Below are 26,243 nucleotides of genomic sequence, written 5' to 3'. Positions count from 1 at the left end.
TTGATTTTTGGCACGCTGTTGAGTTCTCAAGGAACGGACGCTTCCTTTGTACTCACCCTCTCGGGCTTTCCTCCGGGCTTTCGCTCTTCGTTCTTCGTTCTTGCGTTTCCGACTCTATCAGATCCTTTCGGGCCTGACCCCCGGTCAGCGGGGTTTGTCTTCCGGGCTGTTGGGCCCTTCCGACTCCCAGAACTCTAGTGGATTTCCCGACCGATTCATAATCGGCCTTCGGAAATTAATTCGGGCATGCCGAATTCGTTCCCGGTGGGAGATCGTGCTGAGTTGGGTGCCGCAACGAGGCGGCGGGATGTGTCGTCACCAAAACCTTCCGACTCTGGGACAACTCGAAGGACCTTACGGACCCGCGGGGTCGGTGTCAACCCCCCAGCTCAGGTGCCGGTCAGCTCGGTGACTGGAGGTCCTCGACGCGGTCCAGGAGCCGCGTGAGCATGTCGCCCAGCACCCCCCGCTCCGCCGTGGAGAGGTCCTGGAGGAGGTCCTCCTCGAAGACCGTGGCCGCCCTCATGGCGTCGAGCCACTTGCTGCGGCCCTCGTCCGTGAGTTCCACGATCACGCGGACCCGGTTGGACTCGTCCCGCTCGCGCGTCACCAGTCCCTCCGCCGTCATGCGGTCGATCCGGTGGGTCATCGCCGCCGGCGTGAGGCCCAGCTGCTTCGCGAGCTCGCTCGGGCCCATCCGGTACGGGGCTCCGGAGATGACGAGGGCCTTGAGGACCTCCCACTCCGCGTTGCTGATGCCCAGGGCGGCGGTCTGGCGTCCGTACGCGACGTTCATGCGGCGGTTCAGCCGGCTCAGTGCCGAGACCACCTTCTCGACCTGCGGATCGAGGTCCTGGAACTCGCGCTGATAGACGGCGATCTGCTCGTCGAGGCTCGGCTCGTGGACGGGCGCGGTGCCGTCGGGGGTGTCACCCATGGTTCGAAGTATCGCACGGGCTCGTTGGCGTCTAACTCCTTCGATGTGTAGAGTTAAGCATCGAAGTTTAGGTATGAAGTCTTCGGGCTTCAGTTCTCAAAGGCGGTGAGAAGTGACCAGGGTGATGGGCGCTGCGATGCGGCGGATCCAGGCCGGCAACGCGTTGACCGCGTTCGGCATCGGTTTCACGGTTCCGTTCCTCTACATCTACGTGGCGCAGGTGCGGGGTCTGGGTTCCATGGCGGCCACGAGTGCGTTCGTGGCCTTCGCCGTGAGTGCCCTGGTCGCGCTTCCCCTCACCGGCCGGGTCATCGACCGCCGAGGTCCCGTCCCCGTGGTCATCGGTGCGGCCGTCGCCGCCTCGGCCGGTGCGCTGTCGCTCGGGCTGTCCACCGGCATCGTGCCGATCCTGCTGTCCGCCCTGGCGCTCGGCGCCGGGCAGGCCGTCATGCAGCCCGCGCTGGCCACGATGATCGTGTGGTGCTCGACGCCAAGCACCCGTACCCGCGCCTTCGCCCTCCAGTTCTTCATGCAGAACCTGGGTCTGGGCATCGGCGGCCTCATCGGCGGCCAGATCGTCGACGAGAGCCGGCCCGCCAGCTTCACCCTGCTGTTCGGCATCGAGGCCGTGATGTTCCTGGTCCTGGCCGGGGTCATTCTCACCGTGCGCCTGCCGCACGCGCCGAGCATCAAGGACGCCGTGCCGCGGGACGAGTCCCGGTCCGGCGGTGCGTGGAAGCGGCTGCTGGAGCACAAGGCCATGGTCAAGCTGCTGGTGCTGGGCTTCGTGATCTTCTTCGCCTGCTACGGGCAGTTCGAGTCCGGTCTCGCCGCCTTCGGTACCGAGGCCGCCGGGATCTCCCCGTCGACCCTCGGCTTCGCGCTGGCCGCCAACACCGGTGCGATCGTCGTGGCGCAGTTCGTCGTGCTGAAGCTGGTCGAGAAGCGCCGCCGGTCGCGTGTGATCGCGCTGGTCGGCCTGATCTGGACCGTGGCGTGGGTCATCGCCGGGTTCTCGGGGCTGGGGCACGGCAGCGCGATGATGGCCGCCGCCGCGTTCATCACCACGTACGCGCTCTTCGGCATCGGCGAGGCGATGCTGTCGCCGACCCTGGCCCCGCTGGTGGCCGACCTGGCGCCGGAGGGTTCGGTGGGCCAGTACAACTCGGCCTTCGCGCTGGTCAAGCAGATGGCGCTGGCCCTGGGGCCGCTGGGCGTGCCGCTGGGTGCGGGTGTGCCGATGCTCTACATCGGGGTGTTCGTCGTGGTCTCGCTGGGGATCGCGTGGCTGGCGCTGCGGCTCGGCAAGCAGCTGAGCCCGGTGCAGGACAAGCCGTCGCTGCTGGGCAGCCGGGTCGTCGCGCAGGGCGCGAAGGCGGGCTCCGAGGTCGGCGAGCCTGTCGGCGCGTAGCCGTACGGGCGCCCTAGGGCGTGCAGCAGGGCGAAGGCCCCGGTCTGGTGACCGGGGCCTTCGTCGTGCCTGCGTACGTACGGGCGTACGTGCCTACGGCTGCTTGTCCGGCAGGGCGAACTCGCACCAGACGGCCTTGCCGCCGCCCGGGGTGCGGCGCGAGCCCCAGGAGGAGGCGATGGTCGCGACGATCGAGATGCCGCGCCCGGTCTCGTCGGCCGGTTCGGCCCGGCGGCGGCGCGGGAGGTGGTCGTCCCCGTCGGTGACCTCGATGATCAGGCGGCGGTCGGTGCGGCGCAGCCGAAGCCTCATGGGCGGGGTGCCGTGCTGGAGGGAGTTCGCGACGAGCTCGCTGGCGGCCAGGACGCCGAGGTCGCACAGCTCGACCGGGAAGCGCCAGGAGGCGAGGACTCCGGAGGCGAAGGCGCGGGCGCGCGGGGCGGCCTCGACTCCGCCGAGGAGTTCCAGGGCGGCGTTGTGGAAGAGCTCGGCGTCGGCTCCGGTGCGGCTCGGCTGCTGGAGGACCATGACGGCCACGTCGTCGTCGTGGTCGGCGTCCACGCCGAGGGCGCGCATCAGGCGGTCGCAGATGACCGCCGGGGTGCCCTGGGCGCCGGAGAGGGCGCGTTCCAGGGCGGCGACGCCCTCGTCGATGTCCTCGCCGCGCCGTTCGACGAGGCCGTCGGTGTAGAGGACGGCGGTGGAGCCGGGGCCCAGGGCGATGGTGCCGGAGGTGTGCAGCCAGCCGCCGGTGCCGAGCGGCGGGCCGGTGGGGTCGGCCGCTCGGCGCACGGTGCCGTCCTCGTCGCGGACGAGGATCGGGAGGTGGCCGGCGGAGGCGTACGCGAGCAGGCCCTCGTTGGGGTCGTGGACGGCGTAGACGCAGGTGGCGATCTGGCTGGCGTCGATCTCGGCGGCGAGCCCGTCGAGGAGCTGGAGCACCTCGTGCGGGGGCAGGTCGAGGCGGGCGTAGGCGCGGACGGCGGTGCGCAGCTGGCCCATGACGGCCGCGGCACGGACGCCGCGGCCCATGACGTCGCCGATGACGAGGGCGGTGCGGCCGGCGCCGAGGGTGATGACGTCGTACCAGTCGCCGCCGACGGCGGCCTCGGTGCCGCCGGGCTGGTAGGTGGCGGCGATGCGGAGGTCGTCGGGCTGTTCGAGTTCCTGTGGCAGGAGGGAGCGCTGGAGGGTGACGGCTGCCTCGCGCTGGCGGCGCTCGCTGGCGCGCAGCCGTTCGACGGCTTCGGCGTGGTCGCTGACGTCGGCGAGGTGGATCAGGACCCCGGTGTGCTGGGGGTCGGCGTCGCCTTCGGTGGCGGCCTCGGGGAAATCGACGGGGGTGCAGGTGACCGTGTACGAGCTGGTGCCGCCCGGTGCGGTGCGGTTCTTGGCCGTACGGGGCTTGCCGCTGCGCTGGACCTGGTCGAGGAGCGGGAGGAGGCCGAGCTCGCCGAGTTCGGGGAGGGTTTCGTGGGCGGGCGCGCCGGTGGGGCGGGGGCCGAATCCGGCGGTGTAGGCGTCGTTGACGTAGGCGACGCGGTGCTCGGGGCCGTGGACGAGGGCGACGAGGGCCGGGAGCCGGCCGAGGACCTCCCGTACGGAGAGCTCGTCGAGGGAGGGCACGGCGGCGAGGACGCCGCTGCCGGCGCCGCTGCCGCCGGCCGGGCCGGTGCCCGCGCCGCCCGTCCCCGTGCCGGAGACGGTGGGGTCCGCGGGGCCGTCGTCCGGTGCCATGGCGCGGGCGGCGGCGCCGCGGGCTGCCGGGACGGCCCCCTCACCCCGCTTGGCCTGGGCGGCGGCGTGTTCGGACCGGGCGGCGGCGCGGCGCTGCGTTCCGGGAAAACGGGCGCTCCAGCGCGTGAAGTTCACTGCGTTCAAGCCTCGTGGTGTCGCAAGTGGTCGCTGTGCCGTGAATGTCACTGTGTGCAGGCGTGGGCCCACCTATGGTCACACGTCCAGTGTGGCCGAGCGCACTGACAACGTCAGCCCTGACTGTCCTTCGGGGGGTTGGGGGCGGGCGGGGGAGGGGGGAACTTGTGGCCGTGTCCTGCGGCGAGTTCGAATTCTGCCCTGGGGTGTTCGAGGGAGCCGAGGGAGACGATCTCACGCTTGAAGAGGCCCGAGAGGGTCCATTCGGCGAGGACGCGCATTTTCCGGTTGAAGGTGGGGACCCGGCTGAGGTGGTAGGTGCGGTGCATCAGCCAGGCGGGGTAGGCCTTGAGCTTGCGGCCGTAGAGGAGGGCGACGCCCTTGTGGAGGCCGAGGGAGGCCACGGAGCCCGCGTACTTGTGCGCGTACTCGGTCAGGAGCTCGCCGCGCAGGGAGGCCACCAGGTTGTCGGCGAGGACCTTGGCCTGGCGGACGGCGTGCTGCGCGTTGGGGGCGCATTCGCGGCCGGGCTCCTCGGCGGTGATGTCGGGGACGGCGGCGGCGTCGCCGGCGGACCAGGCGTGTTCGACGCCGTCGACGGTGAGGAAAGTGGTGCAGGTGAGGCGGCCGCGTTCGGTGCGCGGGAGGTCGGAGGCGGCGAGGACCGGGTGCGGTTTGACTCCTGCGGTCCACACGACGGTACGGGTGGGGAAGCGGGCGCCGTCGCTGAGGACGGCGACGCGGTTCTCGCAGGATTCGAGCCGGGTCTCCAGGCGTACGTCGATGTTGCGGCGGCGCAGTTCGCGGACCGTGTAGACGCCGAGTTCGGGGCCGACCTCGGGGAGGATGTGGTCGCTGGCCTCGACCAGCACCCACTTCATGTCCTCGGGCTTGATGTTGTGGTAGTACCGGACCGCGTCGCGGGCCATGTCCTCCAGTTCGCCGAGGGCCTCGACGCCCGCGTAGCCGCCGCCGACGAAGACGAAGGTGAGGGCGGCGTCGCGGAGGGCGGGGTCGCGGGTGGAGGAGGCGATGTCCATCTGTTCGATGACGTGGTTGCGCAGGCCGATGGCCTCTTCCACGGTCTTGAACCCGATGGCGAAGTCGGCGAGTCCCGGGATGGGCAGGGTGCGGGAGACGGACCCGGGGGCGAGGACGAGTTCGTCGTACTCGATCTCCAGCGGGCCGGTGCCCTCGTCCTCGGTGGCGAGGGTGGCGACGGTCGCGGTCCGCTTGGCGTGGTCGATGCGCTGGACCTCGCCGATGACGATGCGGCACTTGTCGAGGACGCGGCGGAGCGGCACGACGACGTGGCGCGGGGAGATCGAGCCGGCAGCCGCCTCGGGGAGGAAGGGCTGGTACGTCATGTAGGGCTCGGCGCTGACCACCGTGACCTCGGCTTCGCCGGCTCTGAGCTTTCGCTGGAGCCGGAGCGCCGTGTACATGCCGACGTAGCCGCCGCCGACGACGAGGATGCGCGTAGGGGGCGGGGTACCGGGGGCCGTGCCCCGGGAGTTAGCAGCCTTCACCATCCCATGACGCAACGTGGCCGGGAGTTTGTCCACAGCCCTGACACATTGTGTGACCGGAGGGGGTGCCGGTACGGGGCTGCCGGATGGCTTGAGTGGGGGTGGAGTTCCGCAGGTCAGGTGGTGCGGAAGGGGTGATTCCGGGGGCTTGGATCGGAAAAGTGGGGGTGAATGCTCCGATCGGGCGGCGGTCCGTCCGGGGCTGCCTCTTCTGAATTGACTCTGGCTCAACTATGTTCGTATCTCGTCGAGGAGTAAGACCGGGGCCCACATGACCGTGGCCCACCTCGATACGAAGGCGGGGAGTGTCTCCGGGGGGAGACAAATGATTACCGGGGGATACATATGCATATTTCCGATTTCCATGGTTCCGCGACCGCGCTCTCGGGTGAGAGCAGCGGCCGCCTGATGGCCGGCGGCACGACGCACGGCGTGGGTCGCTCCACGCCGCTGCGCGTCGACGCCCAGCGCAATCTCGAGCACGTGCTGCGCGCCGCCCGCGAGGTGTTCGGCGAGCTGGGCTACGGGGCTCCGATGGAGGACGTGGCGCGGCGCGCCCGCGTCGGCGTCGGCACCGTGTACCGGCGCTTCCCGAGCAAGGACGTCCTGGTACGCCGCATAGCCGAGGAGGAGACCGCCAGGCTGACCGAGCAGGCCCAGGCCGCGCTCGGCCAGGAGGAGGAGCCGTGGCAGGCGCTGTCGCGCTTCCTGCGCACCTCCGTGGCCTCGGGCGCCGGGCGGCTGCTGCCGCCGCAGGTGCTGCGGGTCGGGTCGGCGAGCGAGGACGACCTCGAAGAGGCGCCGGCGCGGGTTCCGCACCAGCGCCAGGCCGGCGTGACCGGCGGGGCTCCCGATCTGCGGGTCGTGGGTGCGCGGACTCCCATCGAGGACGAGCCTTCCGAGGACGCGGGCGCGGGTGCGCTGCTCGAGGTCGTCGGCCGGCTGGTGAACCGCGCCCGGGAGGCGGGTGAGCTGCGCGGCGATGTCACGGTGGCCGATGTGCTGCTGGTGATAGCCACGGCCGCTCCGGCGCTGCCCGACGCGGCGCAGCAGGCGGCGGCTTCGTCCCGGCTGCTCGACATCCTGCTCGAAGGGCTGCGGTCCCGGACGGCCTGAGCCGTACGGGGGCACGGTCCTCGCGGACGCCTCCGCGGGGTGCGTGCCGTTGCCCGTCTCGCCTGCCGACCGGTTCGTCGACCGGTCCCCCGAACGGCCGCTCGCTCGAAAGAGTGAGGCGCGGTACGGGGTTTCACGGGATGTTGCCCGGACGAGTGGATGGTGGGAAGACGGGTCCGGCGCGCGCCCCCCGTGTGACACGCTTGAACGGTGTACCGGTTGAGTGTGGCGTGCGGGGGCTTCCGCGATGGGCGTTGACGGTCGGGAAGAGCCGTTCGGCGGTGCCGGCGGCGAGGTCGAGGCGGAGACTCCGGCCGCACGCCAGGTCCCCGCGCAGCGCGAACCGCGCCGCGCCCGGCACGCGGCCCCGGGGTACGCCGGATCCGACCTGCCGCCCTCCGACGGGGATTTGATCGCCCGGATGCGCGGGGGCGACGACGGAGCGTACGAGGAGCTGTTCCTCCGGCACGCGGATTCCGTACGTCGCTACGCGCGGACCTGCTGCCGCGACGCGCACACGGCCGACGACCTGACCGCCGAGGTGTTCGCGCGGACACTGCAGGCGGTACGGGGCGGGGCCGGGCCGGACCAGTCGGTGCGGGCGTATCTGCTGACCACGGTGCGCCGGGTCGCGGCGGCGTGGGCGAAGACCTCCCGGCGGGAGCATCTCGTCGAGGACTTCGCGGTGTTCGCGGAGCAGGCGGCCGCGCGGACCGAGGTCGGCGGTGGCATGTCCGGCCTGTCCGGCGACGACAGCCTCGAACTGGGCGCGGACGTGCGGGCGATGCGCGAGGCCGAACAGTCGCTGGCGATGCAGGCGTTCCGGAGCCTGCCCGAGCGGTGGCAGGCCGTGCTGTGGCACACCACCGTCGAGGATGCCTCGCCGAGTGCGATCGCCCCGCTGTTCGGGCTGAGCGCCAACGCGACGGCGGTGCTGGCCGGCCGGGCCCGGGAGGGGCTCAAGCAGGCCTATCTGCAGGCGCACGTGAGCTCGGCGCTGGGTGCGGGCGGAGACTGCGCGCGGTACGCGGACCGGCTGGGGGCGTATGCCCGCGGCGGGCTGCGGATGCGGGCGGAGCGCGGACTGCGCAAGCACCTGGAGGAGTGCTCGAAGTGCCGGCTGGCCGTCGGCGAGCTCAAAGACGTCAACGCGGGCATTCCCGCGCTGCTGCCGGTCGCGGTCATCGGGTGGTTCGCCGCCGGGTACGCGGCGAAGGCGGCCGGTGTGGTGGCCGGCGGGGTCGCGGCCGCGGGGGGCGCGGGGGCTGCCGCCGCGGCAGCGGGCGCGGGCGGGTCCACTGCGGGAGCGGGGGCCGGAGCCGCCGGCACCGGGGCTGCCGGGGCTGGAGCTGCCGGGGGGAGCGCGGGAGCCGGGGCTGGTGGGGGTGCCGGGTCCGGGCTCGGGGGCGCGGTGGCTTCCGAGGGGCTCGGGCTGCCGGTCAAGGCCGCCATCGCCGCCGGGATCGCGGTCGCCGCGGCCGCGGGGGTGGTGTTCGCGCTGGCCGGGGACGATCCCGAGCCGGGGCCCGCGGCGCAGCCCGCGCCGAGTGTGGCGGCGCCTGTGGTGCCGCTCGTACCGGCTCCGCGGACGGCGGCGCCGACGCATGCGGAGCCGCCGGCCGCGCAGGGCTCCGTACCCTCCGAGCCGGAGACTCCGCCCGCGCCGACTCCCTCCCCCTCGAAGCCCAAGGCCCCGGCTCCGGCTCCGCCCGCCTCCCCGGCGCCGAAGCCCTCGCCGACGCCGTCCGCGACCCCGAGCCCGGCCAAGCCGTCCCCTTCGCCTTCGCCGTCCGTGCCGAAACCGGCTCAGGGGTTCCGGCTGGCGGGGATCGGACACGCGGCGTTCGGCGACCACAGCGGCCCCGAACTGCAGACCGGGCGCAGCAGCTGGGTGTGGCAGCGGTGGGGGCTTCGGATCGCCGACCGGCGGTTCACACAGGGGATCACCGTGAACTCCCGGTCGTCGGTGGAGATCACCCTGAACCGGCAGTGCACCGCGTTCTCGGCGCGGGCCGGGGTGGACGACCTGTCGCTGTTCACCGACGGCACGGTGCGGTTCTCCGTGTACGCCGACGGGCAGCGGCTGTGGCGCTCCGACGCGCTCGGGTTCGGGGATCCGGCCGCCGCCGTCGACGTCTCCCTGGCCGGGCGCAAGACGCTGCGGCTGGTGGTGGAGCAGGCCGGGCAGGGCCGTCTGCCGACGCTGGCGAGCTGGGCCGACGCCGTGATCAGCTGCCGCTGATCCGGAGAGCTTCGGTGGCTTCGGTGGCTTCGGCGACGAGGGCGGCGACCTCGGCCGGGGAGAGCTCCGCGCCCGCCGCCGCCTCCGCCGTGTAGCGGTCGGCGCCGAGGACGGCGCGCGCGTCGGCCGGGAGTACGGCGACGGCGGCCTGTTCCGGGACGGAACGCGGGTGGCCCGCGCGCCAGGCGGTGGCCGCCGCCAGTACCCGTACGGCCTCCGCGGTGCGCCCGGCCGCGGACAGCAGTACGGCAGCGCTGTCGGAGAGCGAGGCCAGGACCCGCTCGGCGCAGTGCGCGGCGACGGCGGTGGCCAGGGCCGGCCCCAGCTTCACGAGGCCGGCCTGCGGGCCGTGCGTCCGGGCGGTGAGGACGGCGTCGATGTTGTCGAGTCCGGCGGCGAGCTGCGGGGGCGCCGAGATCCTTCCCGAGGCGGTACGGGCGAGTTCGCACTCGGTACGGGCCTGCCCGAGGTCCCCGCGGATCAGGGCGAGGAGCGCCGCGAGCATGCCGCTGTAGGCCTGGACGTCGTACACCCCGCCGTAGCGCTCGACTTCGACGGCGACCTCCGCCAGCAGTCGTCCGGCCTCGTCGAAGTCCCCCGAGCACAAGGCGGACTCGGCGATCCGGGCGATGGCGAAGGGCACCTCGCTGTGGGCCCCGACCTCGCGGGCGAGGCGCAGGCAGTCCTCGTACTCGGTGCGGGCCCAGTCGTACCGGCCGCGGGAGAGCGCGACCTCGCCGGCGGCGCTCGCCACCTGGGCACGGGTCCAGCGGTCGCCGACGCGGTGGGCGATCTCGTGCAGTTCGGCGAGGTCGGCGTCGACGGACGGAAGGCCGCCGGTGAGGTCGATGGCCACGTGGGTGCGGAGCATGAGGGCGATGCCCAGTTCCCAGTCGCCGCCGTGGCGGCGGCAGTTGTCGACGGTCTCGTCGAGCCCGTCGCGGACGGCGAGGGGGTCGCCGGTGAGGAAGGTGGTCAGCGGCCAGAGCATGCCGGGGAAGCGGGCGGTCTCGCGGCCGCCGTTCCGGAAGACCTCTTGGAGGTGTTCGGCGAGGGCGATGTTCTGCGGGGTGCGGAACTCCTCGGACGCGTGGCCTTCGGCCAGGAGGAGGGCTCCCAGCATCCGCGTGCGCAGGAAGCGCCAGTACTCGGGGGTGCCCTCGGGCGGCTCTGCGGGGTGGGGCTCCAGGACGCGTGCGGCCCATTCCGCGCCCTCGGTGCGGTAGTCGCGCAGCCACCAGAACCAGCCGAGGGCCAGGACGAGGCGTTGGCCGGTTTCGGCGGCGGCGTCGGCGGCGGCGGTCTCGGCGGCGGCGGCAGTCTCGGCGGCGGCGGCGGTCTCGATGGTGTGGAGGAGGGCGGCGCGGAAGTTGTCGAGCTCGGTCTCGATGCGCCGGATCCAGGGCATTTGGGCGGCGCCGCGCAGGAGGGGCTCGGCCTCCTCGGCGAGGGCCAGGAAGTGGGCGGTGTGGCGGCGGGCGGTGGCGCTGCGGTCGGCCGGGTGGGCGGCCGCGCGTTCGGCGGCGTACTCGTGGATGGTCTCCAGCAGGCGGTAGCGCATGCCGGTGTCGTCGTCGGGGTCGGGAGCGGCGACGACGAGGGACTTGTCGACGAGGGAGCCGAGGACGTCGGCGACGTCCAGGGTGTCGTCCGTGCAGACGGCTTCGGCGGCGGCGAGGTCGCAGCCGCCGGCGAAGACGGAGAGCCGGCGCAGCACGGTCCGCTCGGGCTCCTCCAGCAGGTCCCAGGACCAGTCGACGACGGCGCGCAGGGTCTGCTGGCGGGGCAGGTGGGTACGGGAGCCGCTGGTCAGAAGCCGGAATCGGTCGTCGAGGCGGTCGGCGATCTGGCGCGGGGTGAGCAGCCGCAGCCGGGCCGCGGCCAGCTCGATGGCGAGCGGGAGCCCGTCGAGGCGGGCGCAGATCTCGGCGATGGCGTCCGGGTCTTCGGCTGGGGTGAAGCCGGGGCGTACGGCGGCGGCCCGGTCGGCGAAGAGGCGGTGCGCGGGGTCGGGGGGCAGGGGGTCGAGGGGGCGGACCGTTTCGCCGGGTACGCCGAGGGGTTCGCGGCTGGTGGCCAGGATCCGGACGCCGGGGCAGTGGGTGAGGAGGTGTTCGGCGAGTTCGGCGGCGGCGCCGATGACGTGCTCGCAGTTGTCGAGGACGAGGAGCAGGCGGCGGTTCGCGCAGTGCTCGACGAGCTGGGCGGCGGGGTCGTCGGCGGGGGTCTTCTCGCGGGCGACGAGGGTGCTTTCACGCAGGCCGAGGGCGCTGAGGACGGCGCCGGGTACGGCGGCGGGGTGATCGAGGCGGGCGAGTTCGACGAGCCAGCCGGGCTCGGGGTCGGCGGCGGCCGCGTGCTCGGCGAGCCGGGTCTTGCCGGAGCCGCCGGGCCCGATGAGGGTGACGAGCCGCAGCCGGGCCAGATCGCTGCGCAGCCCCGCGAGCTCGGGCTCCCGCCCGACGAAGGAGGTGAGTCGGGGCCGGAGGTTCCCGGAGGGCCGGGTGGGGTGGGCGGGGTGGGCGGGCGGCTCGGCCGCGGGGGGTGCCGGGGGTGGGGGCGGGGGGTACGCGGGCGCGGTCGGCGGGGCGGGCGGTGCGGATGCAGGGTTCGCGGGTGTCGCCGGAGAGCCGTGGGCTACGGGACGTGCCGCGGGGGCGGTCGCCGTCGGAGCCGCCGGGAACTCCGGGGATCCGGGATGCGCCGGGGGCGCGGGCGGGGCTGGCGGTGCCGGACGCGCCGGGGGCGCGGGTGCGGCGGGGGGTGCCGGACGCGCCGGGGGCGCGGGGGCGGCGGGGAGCGCGGGTGCCACTGGGGGCGCGGGACGGGGGCTCGCCGTCGGCACCAGCGGGAGTGCGGGGAACTCCGGAAGTTCGGGCAGTGCGGGCACCTTGGGGAGTGCGGGCAGTGTGGGAAGTTCGGGGTGCTTGGGGAGTGCGGGGTGCGCCGGGGACTCGGTTGCCTCCGGCTCCCGGGAGGGCCGGGGGGTTGCGGGATGCGCCTCGGGCACGGAGGACGGCGGGGAGGCGGCGGGTGCCGGGGGCCCGGGGGTTATGGGATGGGCTGCGGGCGCGGGTGCCTCTGCCGCCGACGGCGCAGGCGCCGAGTGCCCGGTCGGCGCCGGGGGCGCGGGGGCCGGGTGGGCCGCCCAGGACCCGGAGGCTGCGGGATGCGCTGCGGCCGCGGACGCCTCTGCCGCCGACGGGGGCGCCCAGTACGCCGTCGCGGCCGGGGGCGCGGGGGCCCGTGAGGGTGCCTGCGGGTCGGGGGGCGCCGGGGGCGCCGCAGGCGTGGGCGCAGCCGGTGCCTGGGGTGCGGGGTGGAGGAGTTCCGCGTGGAGGGCCCTGAGTTCGGGGCCGGGGTTGGCGCCCAGGGCATCGGCGAGGGTGCGGCGGGTGCGCTCGTACGCGGCGAGGGCGGCGGCGGGGCGGCCGGCCGCGCGGAGGGCGCGCAGTTGCTGGGCGCGCAGGGGTTCGTCGTACGGGTGCTCCCGGATCAGCTCCTCGATCTCCGGGAGGAGGGACGCCGGATCGGTGGCCCCGCTGCGGAGTTCGGCGTCGATGCGGGCGCGGAGGGCGGCCACGCGGTGCGCTTCGGGGGTGGCGGCGTAGGTGGTGCGGCCGGGTTCCGGGAGGTCGGCGAGGGCGGGGCCGCGCCAGAGGGCGAGTGCGGTGCGGAGGGTTCCGGCGGCGGTGGCGGGGTCGGCGGACAACTGCCGGGCGCCTTCGCGGGCGAGGCGGGTGAAGCGGTGGAGGTCGACGTCGTCGCGGTCGGCGACGGCGAGGCGGTAGCCGCCGCCGGGGTCGGCGAGGACGCTGCCCCGGCTCCCCAGGGATCGGCGGAGCCGGGCGACGAGGGCCTGGAGGGCGGCGGGGGCGTCCTGCGGCGGGGTGTCGCCCCAGATGTCGTCGACGAGGTCGGGGACGGTGACGGCGGCCGGGCCGCCGGCGCGGAGCGCGAGGGCGGCGAGGAGCGCGCGCAGGCGGGCGCCGCCGATGGGGAGGGGGGCGCCGGTCTCGTCGCGCGCCTCGGTGACGCCAAGGATGAGATACCGCACCGGGCAATTCTGCCTTGCCCCTGCCGCGGGTGACGGGGGGTTTTCGCGGGGCCCGCGCCCCAGGTGTCGGCGCGACTGCCGGTGAGCCCGTGCCGTGCTGCCGCTGCGGGGCCGGGCGCCCGCACACCCGCACTGCCGGTGAGCGAGTGCCGGGGCCGCTCCTGGGGCACCGCCCCGGACTCCCCGGCCTCGAACGCGCGACGCCGCAAGTGTCGGGGCGGCGGCCGCCGGTGAACTCGTACCACGCCGCTGCTGCGGGCCGGCCCCCGTACGCCGACGAGGCTGGACGCGCCCCGACGGCGCCCGGAGCGAGTGCCGCGACGCTCCTGGGGCACGGCCCCCAAGCACGACGCCGAACGTGCCGGACGGCTGCCGCCGGTGAGCGGGTGTCACCTCGCTGCTGGGGCCCCGGCCCCGTACGCCGGCGGATCTGAACGGGCCTCGGCGGCGCCCGGAGCGGCGGGCTGCCGGGGAGCGGGTCCCGGCCCGCTCCTGGGGCTCCGCCCCCAAGCGCGCGACGCCGCACATGCCAGGACGGCGACCGCCGGTGCGCAAGTACTGCGCCGCTCTTGGAACTCCGGACACCGCCTCGAACGCGCGACTCCGCGCGTGCCAGGGCGGCTGCCGCCGGTGAGCGGGTGCCACGCCACTGCTGGGGGCCCCGGCTCCGTACACCGCCCCGGCGGTGTACGGAGCGGCGGACGCCCGGGAGCGAGTCGCGCGACGATCCTGGGCTCCGCCCCCGAGCGCGCGACGCCGCACGTGCCAGGACGGCGACCACCGGTGGGCAAGTACTGCGCCGCTCTTGGAGCTCCGGACTCGCGACGCCGCGCATGCCAGGACGGCTGCCGCCGGTGAGCCCGTGCCACGACGCTGCCGGGGGACCGTGCGGCGGGGCCGGGCTGGCCTCGGCGGCGCCTGATGCAGTGGGTTGCCGGGGACGGGGTGTCGCGGTGTTCCTGGGGCTCCGCCCTGTGGCGGACGGTCCATCGGGGCGGGGTGTCGGGCGGCGGGCACGGGGCGGCGGCTGCCGGTGGGGGGAGGTTGCGCCGCCTGCCGGAGCCCCTGGGGGCTTGTCGATCGTGCCGGGCTCCCGAGGTCTGGCCCGATCGGCACGGCACCCCCTGGCCCCGCGCCTCGAACGCCGATGGCGCCGCGTCGTCCAGTGAGGCCCCCGCGCCTCGAACGACCGCGGGCCGCGTCGTCCGGTGCCGTGCCGGCTGGCGCGGGACACCCCGGGCCCGGCGTCGGCCGGCCGGCGGGGGTCAGGAGAGGGCCGGGCGGGGGGTGGGGACGCCCTCCGGGACTGCTCTGCGGCGGGGGGTGGACGTGCCCGTCCAGCACGTGCCGCGGCGGGAGAGGAGGCGGCCCAGCCACAGCTCCATCGAGACGAGTTCCGCCAGACCGTCCAGCGGGACCGGGCGGCCCTCCGCCGCGTCCAGGAGGGCCTGTTGGACCACCCGGGCCTCGATCAGGCCCGCGTCCGCCAGGAGGGGGGTCGCGAAGAGGGAGAGCAGGGAGGCGAGCGCTGCGCCGAGGCCCAGGCGGGTCGCCGTTTCGTTCGGGGTGCGGGTCGGGGCGCCCCAGCCCGGGGGGAGTTCGCGTACGCCCGCCGAGGAGAGGACGGTGCGCAGGATCGCCGCCCGGGCGCCGGGCTGGACCCGCAGGGATTCCGGGAGGGCACGCGCCGCCCGTACGACCTGGTTGTCCAGGAACGGGGCGTGCAGGCGCTGGCTTCGGACCTCCACCGCCTGTTCGAAGACGCGGTGGTCGGCCGCGTGCCGGGTCAGCGCGGCGCGGGCCCGGGCCTCGCCGGGGCGCAGGGACAGCGGCGGGCGGCCTGCGGCGGTGGCCAGGCGGATCGATACTTCCGCCAGGGCCTCCCCCGTCAGCCAGCCCGCCGCCGGGCCCGGGCGGGACCAGGTCAGGGCCGCCAGCGAGGCGTCCACCGGGTTCGACGCGCCGCCCGCCACGGCCCCTTCGCGCAGCCGGGCCGCCGCCGCCTCCATCCCCGCGCGGTACGGCGTACGAGCGAGCCGGCGGGCCGCGGCGTAGACGGAGAACGGGACCAGCAGGGACAAGGCGGAGTCGCCCGGCGCCGAGCGGGCCAGGGCGGCGACCGGGCGCAGCAGGTGGCGTCTGCGGCGGTCCATCAGGAGGTCGGCGAGCCGTGCCGGGTGGGCGTCGAGGACCTGGCGGGCGCCGTGCCCGACGAAGTGGTCCGCCGAGCCGGCCGCCAGCCGGCGCCGCTCGCGGGCGGCGGTGACGAGGGAGGGGCCGGGTTCGTCGGTGAGGGGGCCGTCCAGGTCGGCGTACGGGAGGGCTTCCTCGGCGGCGGCCACGACCACGTGGTGCAGCCTCGGGTTGGCGGCGATGGCCCGGGCGCGTTCGAGTTCGGCCTCGCGGCCCTGGGGGGTGGCGAGGTCGTTGAAGGTGACGGCCAGGAGCCGTTCGCCGGACTGCTTCATCACCGTGCCGGGTGCCCCGGGCAGGCCGGCGGCGAGGAGGGCGAGGGTCGCGGAGGCGCTGCCTCCGGAGAGGTCGGCGCCGACGCCCGGTACGGGGGCGGGTGCGCCCCGGGCCGCGCGCCGGTCGGCGGGGCCCATTCCGGGCACCGGGCCGGGGTCGTGGGGCGGCGTGTCGGGGGCATGACGCGGCGCCGTGAGCCGGGCGCGCACGGCATCCACCAATGCTTCGCGTACGCCCTCCACCGCGCGCTCGGGATCGGCCGTGGGCGCCGCCACCGCGAGGGAGGCCACCGGCTCGTACCCGGTGATCTCGCGCGAGCCCTCGCGCAGGATCAGCGCGTGCCCGGGCGGGATGCGCCGCACGCCGACGTACGGTGTGCCGTCGCCCAGTGCCTCCGGGCTGTCGGGGCAGGCCAGCAGGGCCGCGAGGTGGCCGATGTCGAGCTGCGCCTCGATGAGGTCGGCGAGCGGGAGCGCGGCGGTGGCGTACGCCGTCCCGCCCGCCCAGGGGGTGTAGAAGACGGGCCGGGCGCCCGCGAGATCGCCGACCACGGTGATGCGGCGGCCGGTCTGGACGACGGCGGTGTAGCTGCCGGACCACTGCGTGAGGTGGCGCAGGGCTCCGCCGCGGGCGGCGAGGAGGGCGCTGCGCAGCTCGGCGTCGGTGGCGCCGCAGCAGCCGAGGACGGCGAGCCGGGTGAAGGGGTCGGCGGGGTCGGCGGCGAGGGTGCGGATCTCGTCGGGGCGCCAGTCGCCGACGGCCCAGAGGGGGTCGGGGTCTCCCCAGAGCAGTTGGGCGCCGACCGGGACGACGGTGCGCTCGGCGGCGGGGTCGTCCGGGTGGGCGGTGTCGGCATCCGCGAGGCCGCCGCTCACGGGGCCGCCGCTCGGATGGTCGCGTGGGCCGGATCCCCCCTGTCCGCCGACGCGGCCGGCCGTGCCGAAACTCGCGGCGATACTGCTCCACCCGACCAACCAGCGCACCGCCGCCTCCCCAGCCTGTGGGCAATTGACCGGGGCGGGAACGTCGTGGTCAGCGCTGAGGGCGCAGCCGAACGGGACCCCGGGTGGCTCGGGGTCCATGCTGCCACGAGACAGGCGTGCGAGAGTGGCCGAGGAGGGCGCACATGCAAACGAACACGCCGCGGACACGCGGTATTTGGCGTTCCGTTCCCACCGCCCCATAGGTCGGTTTCGGCCATTCTTCGGCCGTACTGAGGCCGTACCGAGGTCGTGCCGAGGCCACATCACGGGCGCACCACGAGCACACCGCGGCCGCACCGGGCCCGCACGTGGCGCCGCCGCACGCCCTGTGGGCCGCTCGGCAGCACCGGCCCGCGGGCGCGGTCCGGGAGGCGGGATTCACCCCCCGGACCGTTCCGCCACCCGCGGGGATTGAGGCAGCGGCATCCCCCGGCCCGCCGGTTCCACGCGGCGGGCCGACCCACGCAGGGCACATCGAATCGCCGGGCCCGGGGACCGGCCAGAGCGCACGGGCGGGCGCACGGCCACACGCACGGAGCACGGAAGGGGGCGTGCGCCCGCGGCGCGGGCCCCGCCCCGACTGTGCGGGCGGACAACAATCCCGCCATCCGGAAGTCGGGGCCTTAACGCTTGGGAGGCGGGGAACTACGCTGGGTTTACGAAATGCCGGGCAACTATGCCTCGGCGGCGTATGCGTTGTGTGCGTTCCGCGTGTGACGAGGGGTGGCGCATGTCCAGGGAGCTCCGCGAGCCCAACGAGAAGCTCGGCGCCGTCCTCGCCCTCGCCGGCATCAGCAACGCCGGGCTGGCCCGGCGGGTCAACGACCTCGGCGCACAACGCGGCCTGACGCTTCGCTACGACAAGACGTCGGTGGCCCGGTGGGTGTCGAAGGGGATGGTGCCGCAGGGCGCGGCCCCGCATCTGATCGCCGCCGCCATCGGCGCGAAGCTGGGGCGGCCGGTGCCGCTGCACGAGATCGGGCTGGCGGACGCGGACCCCGCGCCCGAGGTCGGTCTGGCCTTCCCCCGGGACGTGGGCGACGCGGTGCGCTCGGCGACCGATCTGTACCGGCTCGACCTCGCCGGTCGCCGGGGCGGAGCGGGCGGCAGTGGCGGGATCTGGCAGTCGCTGGCCGGCTCCTTCGCGGTGTCCGCGTACGCGACGCCCGCCTCGCGCTGGCTGATATCTCCGGCGGACGGTTCGGTGGCGCGCGAGCCCGCGGCCCCGCCCCGCGAGACCGTGGCGTCACGCGAGCCGGCGGCGGGCACGGCATCGCCCTCGCCGATGTCCTCGTCCTCGTCCTCGTCTTCTTCCGCGTCTGCGTCTGCGTCCGCTTCCGCGCCCTCTTCTTCGTCATCGGGTCTGCCCGCGCAGTCTTCGGGTGAAACGCCGCATGCCCCGCCCGCGCCCGCCGCGGTCGCGGGGCTGTACGACCCGGCGCCGCAGCGCGTGGGCCACAGCGACGTGACCAAGCTGCGCGAGGCGGCCGAGGACGCGCGGCGCTGGGACTCCAAGTACGGCGGCGGGGACTGGCGTTCGTCGATGGTGCCCGAGTGCCTGCGCGTCGACGCGGCGCCGCTGCTGCTCGGCTCGTACAGCGACGACGTGGGCCGCGCACTGTTCGGCGCGACCGCCGAACTGACCCGGCTGGCCGGGTGGATGGCCTTCGACACCGGCCAGCAGGAGGCGGCCCAGCGCTACTACATCCAGGCGCTGCGCCTGGCCCGCGCGGCCGCCGACGTACCGCTGGGCGGGTACGTACTGGCTTCCATGTCGCTCCAGGCGACGTACCGGGACTTCCCGGACGAGGGCGTGGACCTCGCCCAGGCGGCCGTGGAGCGCAACCGCGGCCTGGCCACGGCGCGGACCATGAGCTTCTTCCGGCTCGTCGAGGCGCGGGCGCACGCGAAGGCGGGCGATTCGGCGGCCGCCGGGGCGGCGCTGCGGGCGGCGGAGGGCTGGCTGGAGCGGGCCCGCGAGGGCGACCCGGATCCGACCTGGCTGGGCTTCTACTCGTACGACCGCTTCGCGGCGGACGCGGCCGAGTGCTACCGGGACCTCAAGCTGCCGCGGCAGGTCCGGCGCTTCACCGAGCAGGCGCTCTCGCGCCCGACGGAGGAGTACGTGCGCTCGCACGGGCTGCGGCTGGTGGTGAGCGCGGTCGCGGAGCTGGAGTCGGGCAATCTGGACGCGGCGTGCGCGGCCGGCACCCGGGCGGTGGAGGTCGCGGGCCGCATCTCCTCGGCGCGCACGACCGAGTACGTACGGGATCTGCTGCACCGGCTCGAACCGTACGGGGACGAGCCGCGCGTGGCGGAGCTGCGGGAGCGGGCACGGCCGCTGCTGGTGGCGCAGGCGTAGAGCCGCCGGTGGCGCGGGCGTAGCGTCGGCGGATGGCGCGCGCGGAGGACCGGCGGGCCACGCGGGTGCGGACCCGCGTGGCCGCATTGTCAGTGGCGGGGTGCAGTATGCAGGGGTGGGAGGTGGCGGCTTGGGCGGCGGCATGGGCGGCGTGGGCAACGCGGGCAGGGTCGACTGCGATGTGCTGGTGATCGGCGGCGGCATCGTCGGCCTGTCGACGGCGCATGCCCTGGCACAGCTGGCTCCGGGGACGCGGGTGGTGGTGCTGGAGAAGGAGTCCGGCCCCGCCCGGCACCAGACGGGCCGCAACAGCGGGGTGATCCACAGCGGGATCTACTACAAGCCGGGATCGCTCAAGGCGCGCTTCGCGGTGCGCGGCGCCGCCGAGATGGTGAAGTTCTGCGCCGAGCACGGCATCGCCCACGAGGTCACCGGGAAGCTGATCGTCGCCACCGGGCGGGACGAGCTGCCGCGGCTGCACGCGCTCGTGCAGCGGGGCCGGGAGAACGGCATCCCGGTGCGCGAGCTGGGCCCGGCGCAGATCTCCGAGTACGAGCCGCAGGTGCAGGGCCTGGCCGCGATCCACGTCGGCACCACAGGGATCGTGGACTACGGGCAGGTGGCGCGGCAGCTCGCGGAGTCCTCCGGGGCGGAGATCGTGTACGGCGGCGCGGTGGACCTGATCTCGCGGCGGCCGAGCGGGATCGCGGTGCGGACGACGGCGGGGCTCGTGGTGCGGGCGCGGGTGCTGGTGAACTGCGCGGGCCTGCAGTGCGACCGGGTCGCGCGGCTGGCCGGGGACGACCCGGGCATGCGGATCGTGCCGTTCCGCGGGGAGTACTACGACTTGGCGCGGCCGGACCTGGTCCGCGGGCTGGTCTACCCCGTCCCGGACCCGGCGTTCCCCTTCCTCGGCGTGCACCTGACGCGGGGCATCGGCGGCGGGGTCCACGTCGGGCCGAACGCCGTGCCGGCGCTGGCGCGCGAGGGGTACGGGTGGGGCGTGGTCCGGCCGCGGGACGTCGCGGACGAGCTGGCCTGGCCGGGTTCCTGGCGGATGGCCCGGCGGCACTGGCGGTACGGGGCGGGCGAGATCCACCGCTCGCTGTCGAAGCAGGCGTTCACGGAGGCGGTACGGCGGCTGATGCCGGCGGTCTCGGCGGCGGATCTGGCGCCGGCCGGGTCCGGGGTCCGGGCGCAGGCGGTCCTGCGGGACGGGACGCTCGTGGACGACTTCCTGATCAAGGAGGGGCCGCGGGCGGTGCATGTGCTGAACGCGCCATCGCCGGCCGCCACCGCCTCACTGCCGATCGGGCGCGAGATCGCCCGCCGGGCGCTGGCCTCGTTGCGCGCCGCGTAGGGGCGTCCTCTGGATCATGCCGGGCCTCGGTGGCGCTCCGAGTCGTCGGCGCGGCGGGCGGGTGGGGGCGGGGTCGTAGAATCTGGGCATTGTGTCTGAGTCCCTCACCCCCCAGCCCAGCGCCCCGGAGACCGTGCCGGAGGCGAATTCCTACGTGCCCCCGAAGTGGCGGACCGAGCCGCGGTTTCCCGACGGGCCCGCCCCCGATCCGGCCGGTTCGCACCACGAGCGGCGGATCCGGAGCTTCCAGCCGCGGCGCAGCCGGGTCACCACCGGACAGGGCGAAGCCCTGAAGCGGCTCTGGGGGACCTGGGGGCTCGACATCGACGGGCATTCCGTCATCGATCTCGACGAGATGTTCGGCGGGCTTCCCGTCGTCCTGGAGATCGGCTTCGGGATGGGCGAGGCCACCGCGCAGATGGCCGCCGACGACCCCGCGACCGGGATCCTCGCCGCCGACGTGCACACCCCCGGCCAGGGGAACCTGCTCGCGCTCGCCGAGCGCGGCGGGATGACCAACGTCCGCGTCGCCAACGGCGACGCCATCATCCTGCTCCGCGAGATGCTGGCCCCCGACTCCCTCGCCGGCCTGCGCGTGTACTTCCCGGACCCGTGGCCCAAGGCCCGCCACCACAAGCGGCGGCTGATCCAGCCCGAGTTCCTCGACCTGGCCGCGACCCGCCTGGCCCCCGGGGCCGTGCTCCACTGCGCGACCGACTGGGAGCCGTACGCCGAGCAGATGCTCGAAGTGCTCTCCGCGCACCCGGAGTTCGAGAACACCCAGGCGGACGGCGGCTACGCGCCGCGGCCCGACTTCCGGCCGCTCACCCGCTTCGAGGGGCAGGGCCTCGACAAGGGGCACGTCGTCCACGATCTGCTCTTCGCGCGCCGGGGCCACGTTTCCCCGAACGAGTAGAGAATCGACGTACGTCACTCCGCGTGTCAGAGCGGCTCGCTAGAGTCATCGTGTGTTCCGAGCCCGTGCGTGCGTGTTCGCCGTGCTGTCGGTGTCGGGGCTGGCGATCCTCGAACTCGTGCGGGAGCAGACCGGCACCGCGGGGTTCTTCGTCGGCCTCGGGCTGGCCGTGCTGCCGGTGCCACCGCTCATGGCGGCCTTCCGGTGGCTCGGCCGGGCCGCGCCCCGCCCCTGGGCGCAGTTGCTGTTCTGCTTCGGCTGGGGCGCCTGCACCGCGGCCCTGATCGCGATACTGGCCAACAACTTCGCCACCGAGTGGATAACGGAGGCCACCGCCGACGCCTCGGCCGCCGACCGGCTCGGCTCGGTGGCGATCGCCCCGGTGGTCGAGGAGAGCGCCAAGGCGGCCGCCCTGCTGCTGGTGTTCGCGTTCCGAAGACGCCAGTTCACCGGCCCCGCGGACGGGTTCGTGGTGGCCGGGTTCACCGCCACCGGCTTCGCGTGCACCGAGAACGTCCTCTACCTCGGCAACGCCTTCGGCGAGGACGTGGAGAGCGGTGCGACCGCGCTGAACTCGGTGACGGCCGCGACCTTCTTCGTGCGGATCGTGGTCTCGCCGTTCGCGCACCCGCTGTTCACGGTGCTCACCGGGCTCGGCTTCGGCGCGGCCGCGCTCGGGGCGGGCCGGGTGCGCCGGATCGGGCTGCCGCTGCTCGGGCTGCTGGCCGCGATGGGCCTGCACGCGCTGTGGAACAGCTCGTCGCGGTTCGGGGAGTACGGGTTCTACGTGGTCTACGGCTGCGTGATGGTCCCGGTGTTCGTCCTGCTGCTGTGGCTGGCCGTGCGGATAAGGCGGCGCCGGCTGCGGGCCGTCGCCGGGGAGCTGGCGGTGTACGCGGCCGCGGGCTGGCTGCGCCCGGCGGAGGTGCCGGCGCTGGTGTCGATGCCGGCCCGGTCGCTGGCCCGGGCACTGGCCCGGTCCACCGGGGGCCGGGCGGCGGTCCGCGCCGTGGCCCTGTACGAGGCGGACGCGGCCGCGCTCGCCCTGCTGCGGCACCGGGCCCGGCACGGGGGCCCGGCAGGGATGCCGGATTTCGCCTGCCGCGAGCGGGAGTTGCTGCGCCGGCTGTGGCTGCGCAGGGCTACGGCGGGGCCCGCGCTGGCCCGGGCCGCGGTCCTGGAGGAACTCCTTCCGCCCCGGCCGGTCCCGCTCGCGCCCCTGGAACCCCTGGAGCGGGTCTTCGTACCGCCCGCCAGGCGGACGCGCACCGACCGGACAGCCTCCGGCCGGACGCCCGCCGGCCGGCCGGTGCCTAAACGTTCAGCCCCTTGGACTCCAGCCACGCCAGGGGGTCCACCGTCGAGCCGCCCTTGCGCACTTCCAGGTGGAGATGGGGTCCGGTGACGTTGCCGGTGGCGCCGACGCGGCCGATGGTGTCGCCGGCGCCGACCGAGCCGGAGGTCACCGACATCGAGGACAGGTGGCAGTACCAGATCTCCGTACCGTCCTCGAGCTCCAGCACGATCCGGTAGCCGTACGCCCCGGACCAGCCGGCCGAGGTGATCTTCCCGGCGCCGACGGCCTTGGCGGGGGTGCCGGTCGGGGCGGCGAAGTCGAGGCCGGTGTGGTGGCCGGAGGACCACATGGAGCCGGCGTCGCCGTAGTGCGAGGTGAGGGTGTAGGCGGAGGTGGGGAGGGAGTAGCTGCCGGAGAGCTTGGCGGTCCGCTCCTGCTCGGCCTTGGCGTCGGCGGCCTCCTTGGCTTCCTTCGCCGCCTTCTCGGCCGCCAGCCGGGCGTCCTCCACGTCCTTCTGGGCGGCCTCGCGCTTGGCCTTGGCCTCCGCGGCGGCGGCCTCCTGCGCCTCCCGCTCGGCCTGCGCCCGGGACTGGGCCTCGGCGGCGGTCTCCTGGGACTCGGCCTGCTGGAGGATGCGGCCCACCAGGGTGGCGCCGGCGTCGGCGTGCTGGGCCGCCTGCTGCGCGATGATGCCGGTCGACCCGGCGGAGGCGCCGCTGCCCGCCGCGGGGCCAGCGGCCTCCGCGTGCCGCTGCCCGTCGCCCCCGCCGCCGCCCATGCCGAAGTCGGGCAGCGAGGGCATGGAGATGGCGACTTGGGGCCGGTCCTGCGCGGTGGCGATACCGCCCGCGCCGACGGCGGCGATGACGCCGACGCCGAGCACGGTGGAGCTGCGGGCAAGTCCCCCGCGCTGCTTGGCGACCCGGTGCTTGCCGCGCGGCGGGCGGGCCGAGTCCTCGGTGGGGTTCCACTCACCCCAGGCGCCCGCGGTGGGCTCTTCCTGGAGCTCTATGCCTTCGGGGGCAGGCGAGTTGGAGGCCACCGGGCCACACTCCTCAGGGGGACGCGCACGCGCACGGCGCCGTCTCTTGCGACGGCTGGGACGACCGCGCTGCGTTATCGAACGGTAATATACGGAGGGGAGTGATTCCAAGCTGTTGCGATGGATCGTTGGCATTAATCAGCCACCCTCCGCGCGGCCTTGGCCATCACTAAAACCCCTTAAGCGGATCAACTCGGGCAAAAATCAAACAAGATCCACATCTCTCCAGCCACACCCACCCCTTGACGGTCCGTCATAAACCTTTCAGGGCAGATCTTTTCACTTACTCACCGTTACGGAGCGACCACGGGGACGGTACGTCGCCGCTCCGGCTCACCCTCTCCCGGCCGGCCCACCGCGAGCAGCGCCATGTCGTCCGTCGCCCCGCCGCCCGTGTGCCGGCGCACATCGCTGCTGAGCGCGCCGAGCAGCTCGCCGGGGCCGGGGAAGACGCGGCCGGTCAGCCGCGCCGCCGGATCGTAGAAGACCCCCGCCGCGTCGCGGGCCTCGGTCAGCCCGTCCGTGTAAAGGAGCAGGGTGGCCCCGGTCGGGAAGGGCCACTCCTCGGCCCGGTCCGGCCAGGCCTCGGCCAGTTCCCCCATGCCGAGCGGGAGCGCCGGCTCCGCCGGGGCGAGGACGGCCAGGCGCCCGTCGGCGTGCAGCAGCAGCGGCTCGGGGTGGCCCCGGTTGACCAGGCGCAGCACCTGCGCACCCGTGGGGATCTCGCCGAGCACGCAGGTCGTGAACCCCTCCACCGAGTCCAGGCTGTCGCGCCGGGTGCCCTCGCGGGTGAGCGCCCGCTCCAGCCGCCGGGCCAGGCCCTCCAGCGTCGGCTCCGTCTCGGCCGCCTCCCGGAAGGCTCCGAGGACCACCGCCACGGCCTCGACCGCCCCCAGCCCCTTGCCCCGTACGTCTCCCACGGCCAGCCGCACTCCGTACGGGGTGTCCTGGACGGCGTACAGGTCCCCGCCGATGAAGGCGTCGGCCTGCGCGGCCTCGTACCGGGCGCAGACGTGCAGGCCGGCGATGCGCTCGGCTGGCTTCGGCAGGACGGCGCGCTGGGCGGCCTCCGCGATCCCGCGCGCCGAGGCGAGCCGCTCGCCGCTGCGCCGGACGACCCGGTTGATCAGGACCGCGAGCCCGGAGACGGTGATGACGGTGACCAGCTCGGTCAGCGCCTCGACCCTCCAGGTGGTGCCGTTGAGGAGATGCAGCAGGACCACCGCGAGCGAGGCCAGTACGCCGGTGAGGAGCGTGACCAGGAGGGAGGAGAGCGGGGCGGCGATCAGCGGGGCAGCCGAGAAGAAGGGCGATCCGGTGTAGCCGGGCGGGGTCAGCAGGTCGAAGGCCAGTCCGACGGCGATCAGTACGGCCGGAAGCGCGCGGACCACCTTGCGGGCGGCACCGTTGCCGTTGCCGGTTACGGTGCCGTCCCCGGTTACGCCCGGGTCCTCGTCGCCGCCCTGCTGCCGCCCCTGCCCCAACACGCTGCTCTCCTGCCCGGTCCCTCGCGCGGGTGCGGGCCGCCGCCGCATCGCCCCTCAAGGCTGGCGGCAGCGGGGGCCGCACGGCGACCCGGCCCGGGCCGATCGGGTGAGGGCGCGGCAGGAACGGACGAGGGGGATGGGGAAAGCGGAGAGGAAACGACAAAGGCCCGGCTCCCAAGGGGAACCGGGCCTTCGTACTGAGTAGCGGGGACAGGATTTGAACCTGCGACCTCTGGGTTATGAGCCCAGCGAGCTACCGAGCTGCTCCACCCCGCGTCGGTAAACACAACTCTACGTCATCGCGGGGAGGGGTTGCGCCAATTAACCTTCCCGTCACCTCCAGGACCGACATATATGCAGGTCAGAGCCTTATGAAAGGCCGGAAAGACGGCTCGCATCAGCCCGTGACCAGGCGGAGCGGGGCGGCGGTCACCGCGGGCGGCACCTGCCGCAGCCAGACCACCGCTACGGCCGCCGCGGCCGCAGCCAGACCACCGCTACGGCCGCCGCGGCGAGTACGGCCCAGTACCGGAGGCCGATCAGGGTCAGGCCCAGCGCCCGCGCGTCGGTGGCCAAGTCCCCGGCCAACACGGCGGCGTTGAAGGTGAAGGCCTCGGCCTTGGGGCGCTCGGCGCGCTTCGCGTCCTGGGCGGAGCGCACCGCGAAGGCCCCGCCCAAGGACCCGGGCTGGTCGGTGCCGGCCCCCCAAGACCCGGGCTGGTCCTGAAAATCCGAAGCGCCCCACCCGAAGGATCGGGTGGGGCGCTTCGTGAGCTGTAGGCCATGTCGGACTCGAACCGACAACCAACGGATTAAAAGTCCGCTGCTCTGCCAATTGAGCTAATGGCCCGTGGGTGCTCACCCCAGAGCATAGCCGGAGACCAACCGTCAGCCGATCGAGTATCGGCTGACCGGGTCCGGCGCGGCTCACAAATCGCCGACAGGGCCCCCACGACGGTGTCGTGGGGGCCCTGTCAGACAGTCAGCTCAGCCGCTGGTCCGGGGGTCCGGATCAGCCGTTGCGCTTCCAGCGGGGCTTGTCGTCGCGGCGGCCGCCGAAGGAACCGGTCGAGCCGGAGCCCGACGGACGGTCGTCGCGACGGAAGCCGCCGGAGGGACGGTCGCCACCGGAGGGACGGTCACCGCCGGAGCGGAAGCCGCCG

15 protein-coding genes and 2 tRNA genes are annotated in these 26,243 nt (G+C 74.5%); 7 read left to right on the top strand and 10 right to left on the bottom strand.

Annotation, left to right across the window (positions count from 1 at the left end; genetic code table 11):
- Positions 1-400: 400 nt before the first annotated feature.
- On the bottom strand, positions 401-937 hold the full coding sequence (locus ACFXGI_RS32790; protein WP_030292304.1) for a MarR family winged helix-turn-helix transcriptional regulator: 537 nt from the start codon (positions 935-937) through the stop codon (positions 401-403).
- Positions 938-1,061: 124 nt separating this feature from the next.
- Here ACFXGI_RS32790 and ACFXGI_RS32785 point away from each other — a divergent pair, with 124 nt between their 5' ends.
- The gene (locus ACFXGI_RS32785; RefSeq protein ID WP_384714686.1) at positions 1,062-2,348 is read left to right on the top strand and encodes an MFS transporter; all 1,287 of its coding nucleotides are present in this window, start codon (positions 1,062-1,064) and stop codon (positions 2,346-2,348) included.
- A 93-nt stretch (positions 2,349-2,441) separates the two neighbouring features.
- Here ACFXGI_RS32785 and ACFXGI_RS32780 read toward each other — a convergent pair whose 3' ends face one another.
- Together ACFXGI_RS32780 and ACFXGI_RS32775 are read right to left on the bottom strand one after the other, a co-directional pair.
- Positions 2,442-4,220 carry a SpoIIE family protein phosphatase gene (locus ACFXGI_RS32780; protein WP_384714683.1) on the bottom strand — a complete coding sequence of 593 codons (1,779 nt, stop codon included), beginning with the start codon at positions 4,218-4,220 and terminating at the stop codon, positions 2,442-2,444.
- 113 nt (positions 4,221-4,333) lie between these two features.
- Positions 4,334-5,752, bottom strand: a complete 1,419-nt coding sequence (locus tag ACFXGI_RS32775) for an NAD(P)/FAD-dependent oxidoreductase (RefSeq protein ID WP_384714674.1) — start codon at positions 5,750-5,752, stop codon at positions 4,334-4,336.
- A gap of 342 nt (positions 5,753-6,094) precedes the next feature.
- Between ACFXGI_RS32775 and ACFXGI_RS32770 the strand changes: the two genes are divergently transcribed.
- Together ACFXGI_RS32770 and ACFXGI_RS32765 are read left to right on the top strand one after the other, a co-directional pair.
- Positions 6,095-6,865 (top strand): TetR/AcrR family transcriptional regulator, encoded by a 771-nt coding sequence (locus ACFXGI_RS32770; protein WP_384714671.1) that lies wholly within the window; start codon positions 6,095-6,097, stop codon positions 6,863-6,865.
- A 247-nt stretch (positions 6,866-7,112) separates the two neighbouring features.
- Positions 7,113-9,107: a sigma-70 family RNA polymerase sigma factor gene (locus ACFXGI_RS32765; protein ID WP_384714668.1), complete on the top strand. Its 1,995-nt coding sequence runs from the start codon at positions 7,113-7,115 to the stop codon at positions 9,105-9,107.
- Here the strand turns inward: ACFXGI_RS32765 and ACFXGI_RS32760 are convergent.
- Both ACFXGI_RS32760 and ACFXGI_RS32755 read right to left on the bottom strand, forming a co-directional pair.
- Entirely contained in the window at positions 9,094-13,164 is a 4,071-nt protein-coding gene (locus ACFXGI_RS32760; protein WP_384714665.1) for a BTAD domain-containing putative transcriptional regulator, read from the bottom strand. The two genes, ACFXGI_RS32765 and ACFXGI_RS32760, sit on opposite strands and share 14 nt — an antisense overlap.
- Positions 13,165-14,429: 1,265 nt before the next feature.
- Positions 14,430-16,616 (bottom strand): asparagine synthase-related protein, encoded by a 2,187-nt coding sequence (locus ACFXGI_RS32755; protein WP_384714663.1) that lies wholly within the window; start codon positions 16,614-16,616, stop codon positions 14,430-14,432.
- A gap of 730 nt (positions 16,617-17,346) precedes the next feature.
- Here ACFXGI_RS32755 and ACFXGI_RS32750 point away from each other — a divergent pair.
- The 4 genes from ACFXGI_RS32750 (at position 17,347) to ACFXGI_RS32735 (ending at position 22,659) form a co-directional block, all read left to right on the top strand.
- On the top strand, positions 17,347-18,978 hold the full coding sequence (locus tag ACFXGI_RS32750; protein ID WP_384714660.1) for a sporulation protein: 1,632 nt from the start codon (positions 17,347-17,349) through the stop codon (positions 18,976-18,978).
- Positions 18,979-19,120: 142 nt separating this feature from the next.
- Entirely contained in the window at positions 19,121-20,338 is a 1,218-nt protein-coding gene (lhgO, locus tag ACFXGI_RS32745) for an L-2-hydroxyglutarate oxidase (RefSeq protein WP_384714680.1), read from the top strand.
- Positions 20,339-20,471: 133 nt separating this feature from the next.
- The gene (trmB, locus tag ACFXGI_RS32740; protein ID WP_384714677.1) at positions 20,472-21,254 is read left to right on the top strand and encodes a tRNA (guanosine(46)-N7)-methyltransferase TrmB; all 783 of its coding nucleotides are present in this window, start codon (positions 20,472-20,474) and stop codon (positions 21,252-21,254) included.
- Between the two features lie 52 nt (positions 21,255-21,306).
- Positions 21,307-22,659, top strand: coding sequence for a PrsW family glutamic-type intramembrane protease (locus ACFXGI_RS32735; protein WP_384714657.1), 1,353 nt, complete (start codon positions 21,307-21,309; stop codon positions 22,657-22,659).
- On the opposite strand, the gene ACFXGI_RS32730 is transcribed toward ACFXGI_RS32735, so the two are convergent.
- The 5 genes from ACFXGI_RS32730 to ACFXGI_RS32710 form a co-directional block, all read right to left on the bottom strand.
- On the bottom strand, positions 22,568-23,593 hold the full coding sequence (locus tag ACFXGI_RS32730) for a M23 family metallopeptidase (RefSeq protein ID WP_384714654.1): 1,026 nt from the start codon (positions 23,591-23,593) through the stop codon (positions 22,568-22,570). The genes ACFXGI_RS32735 and ACFXGI_RS32730 overlap by 92 nt on opposite strands.
- 293 nt (positions 23,594-23,886) lie before the next feature.
- On the bottom strand, positions 23,887-25,128 hold the full coding sequence (locus tag ACFXGI_RS32725; protein ID WP_384714651.1) for a PP2C family protein-serine/threonine phosphatase: 1,242 nt from the start codon (positions 25,126-25,128) through the stop codon (positions 23,887-23,889).
- Positions 25,129-25,282: 154 nt separating this feature from the next.
- Positions 25,283-25,356: transfer RNA gene (locus ACFXGI_RS32720), tRNA-Met, on the bottom strand.
- 189 nt (positions 25,357-25,545) lie between these two features.
- The gene (locus ACFXGI_RS32715) at positions 25,546-25,758 is read right to left on the bottom strand and encodes a hypothetical protein (RefSeq protein ID WP_384714648.1); all 213 of its coding nucleotides are present in this window, start codon (positions 25,756-25,758) and stop codon (positions 25,546-25,548) included.
- A gap of 99 nt (positions 25,759-25,857) precedes the next feature.
- A tRNA-Lys gene (locus tag ACFXGI_RS32710) sits at positions 25,858-25,930 on the bottom strand.
- Positions 25,931-26,243: the final 313 nt, after the last annotated feature.

Source organism: Streptomyces sp. NPDC059355, assembly GCF_042752335.1.
Lineage (GTDB): Bacteria > Actinomycetota > Actinomycetes > Streptomycetales > Streptomycetaceae > Streptomyces.
The sequence above is the reverse complement of the archived record's forward strand: the minus strand, read 5'-3'. Positions and strand labels throughout refer to the sequence as shown.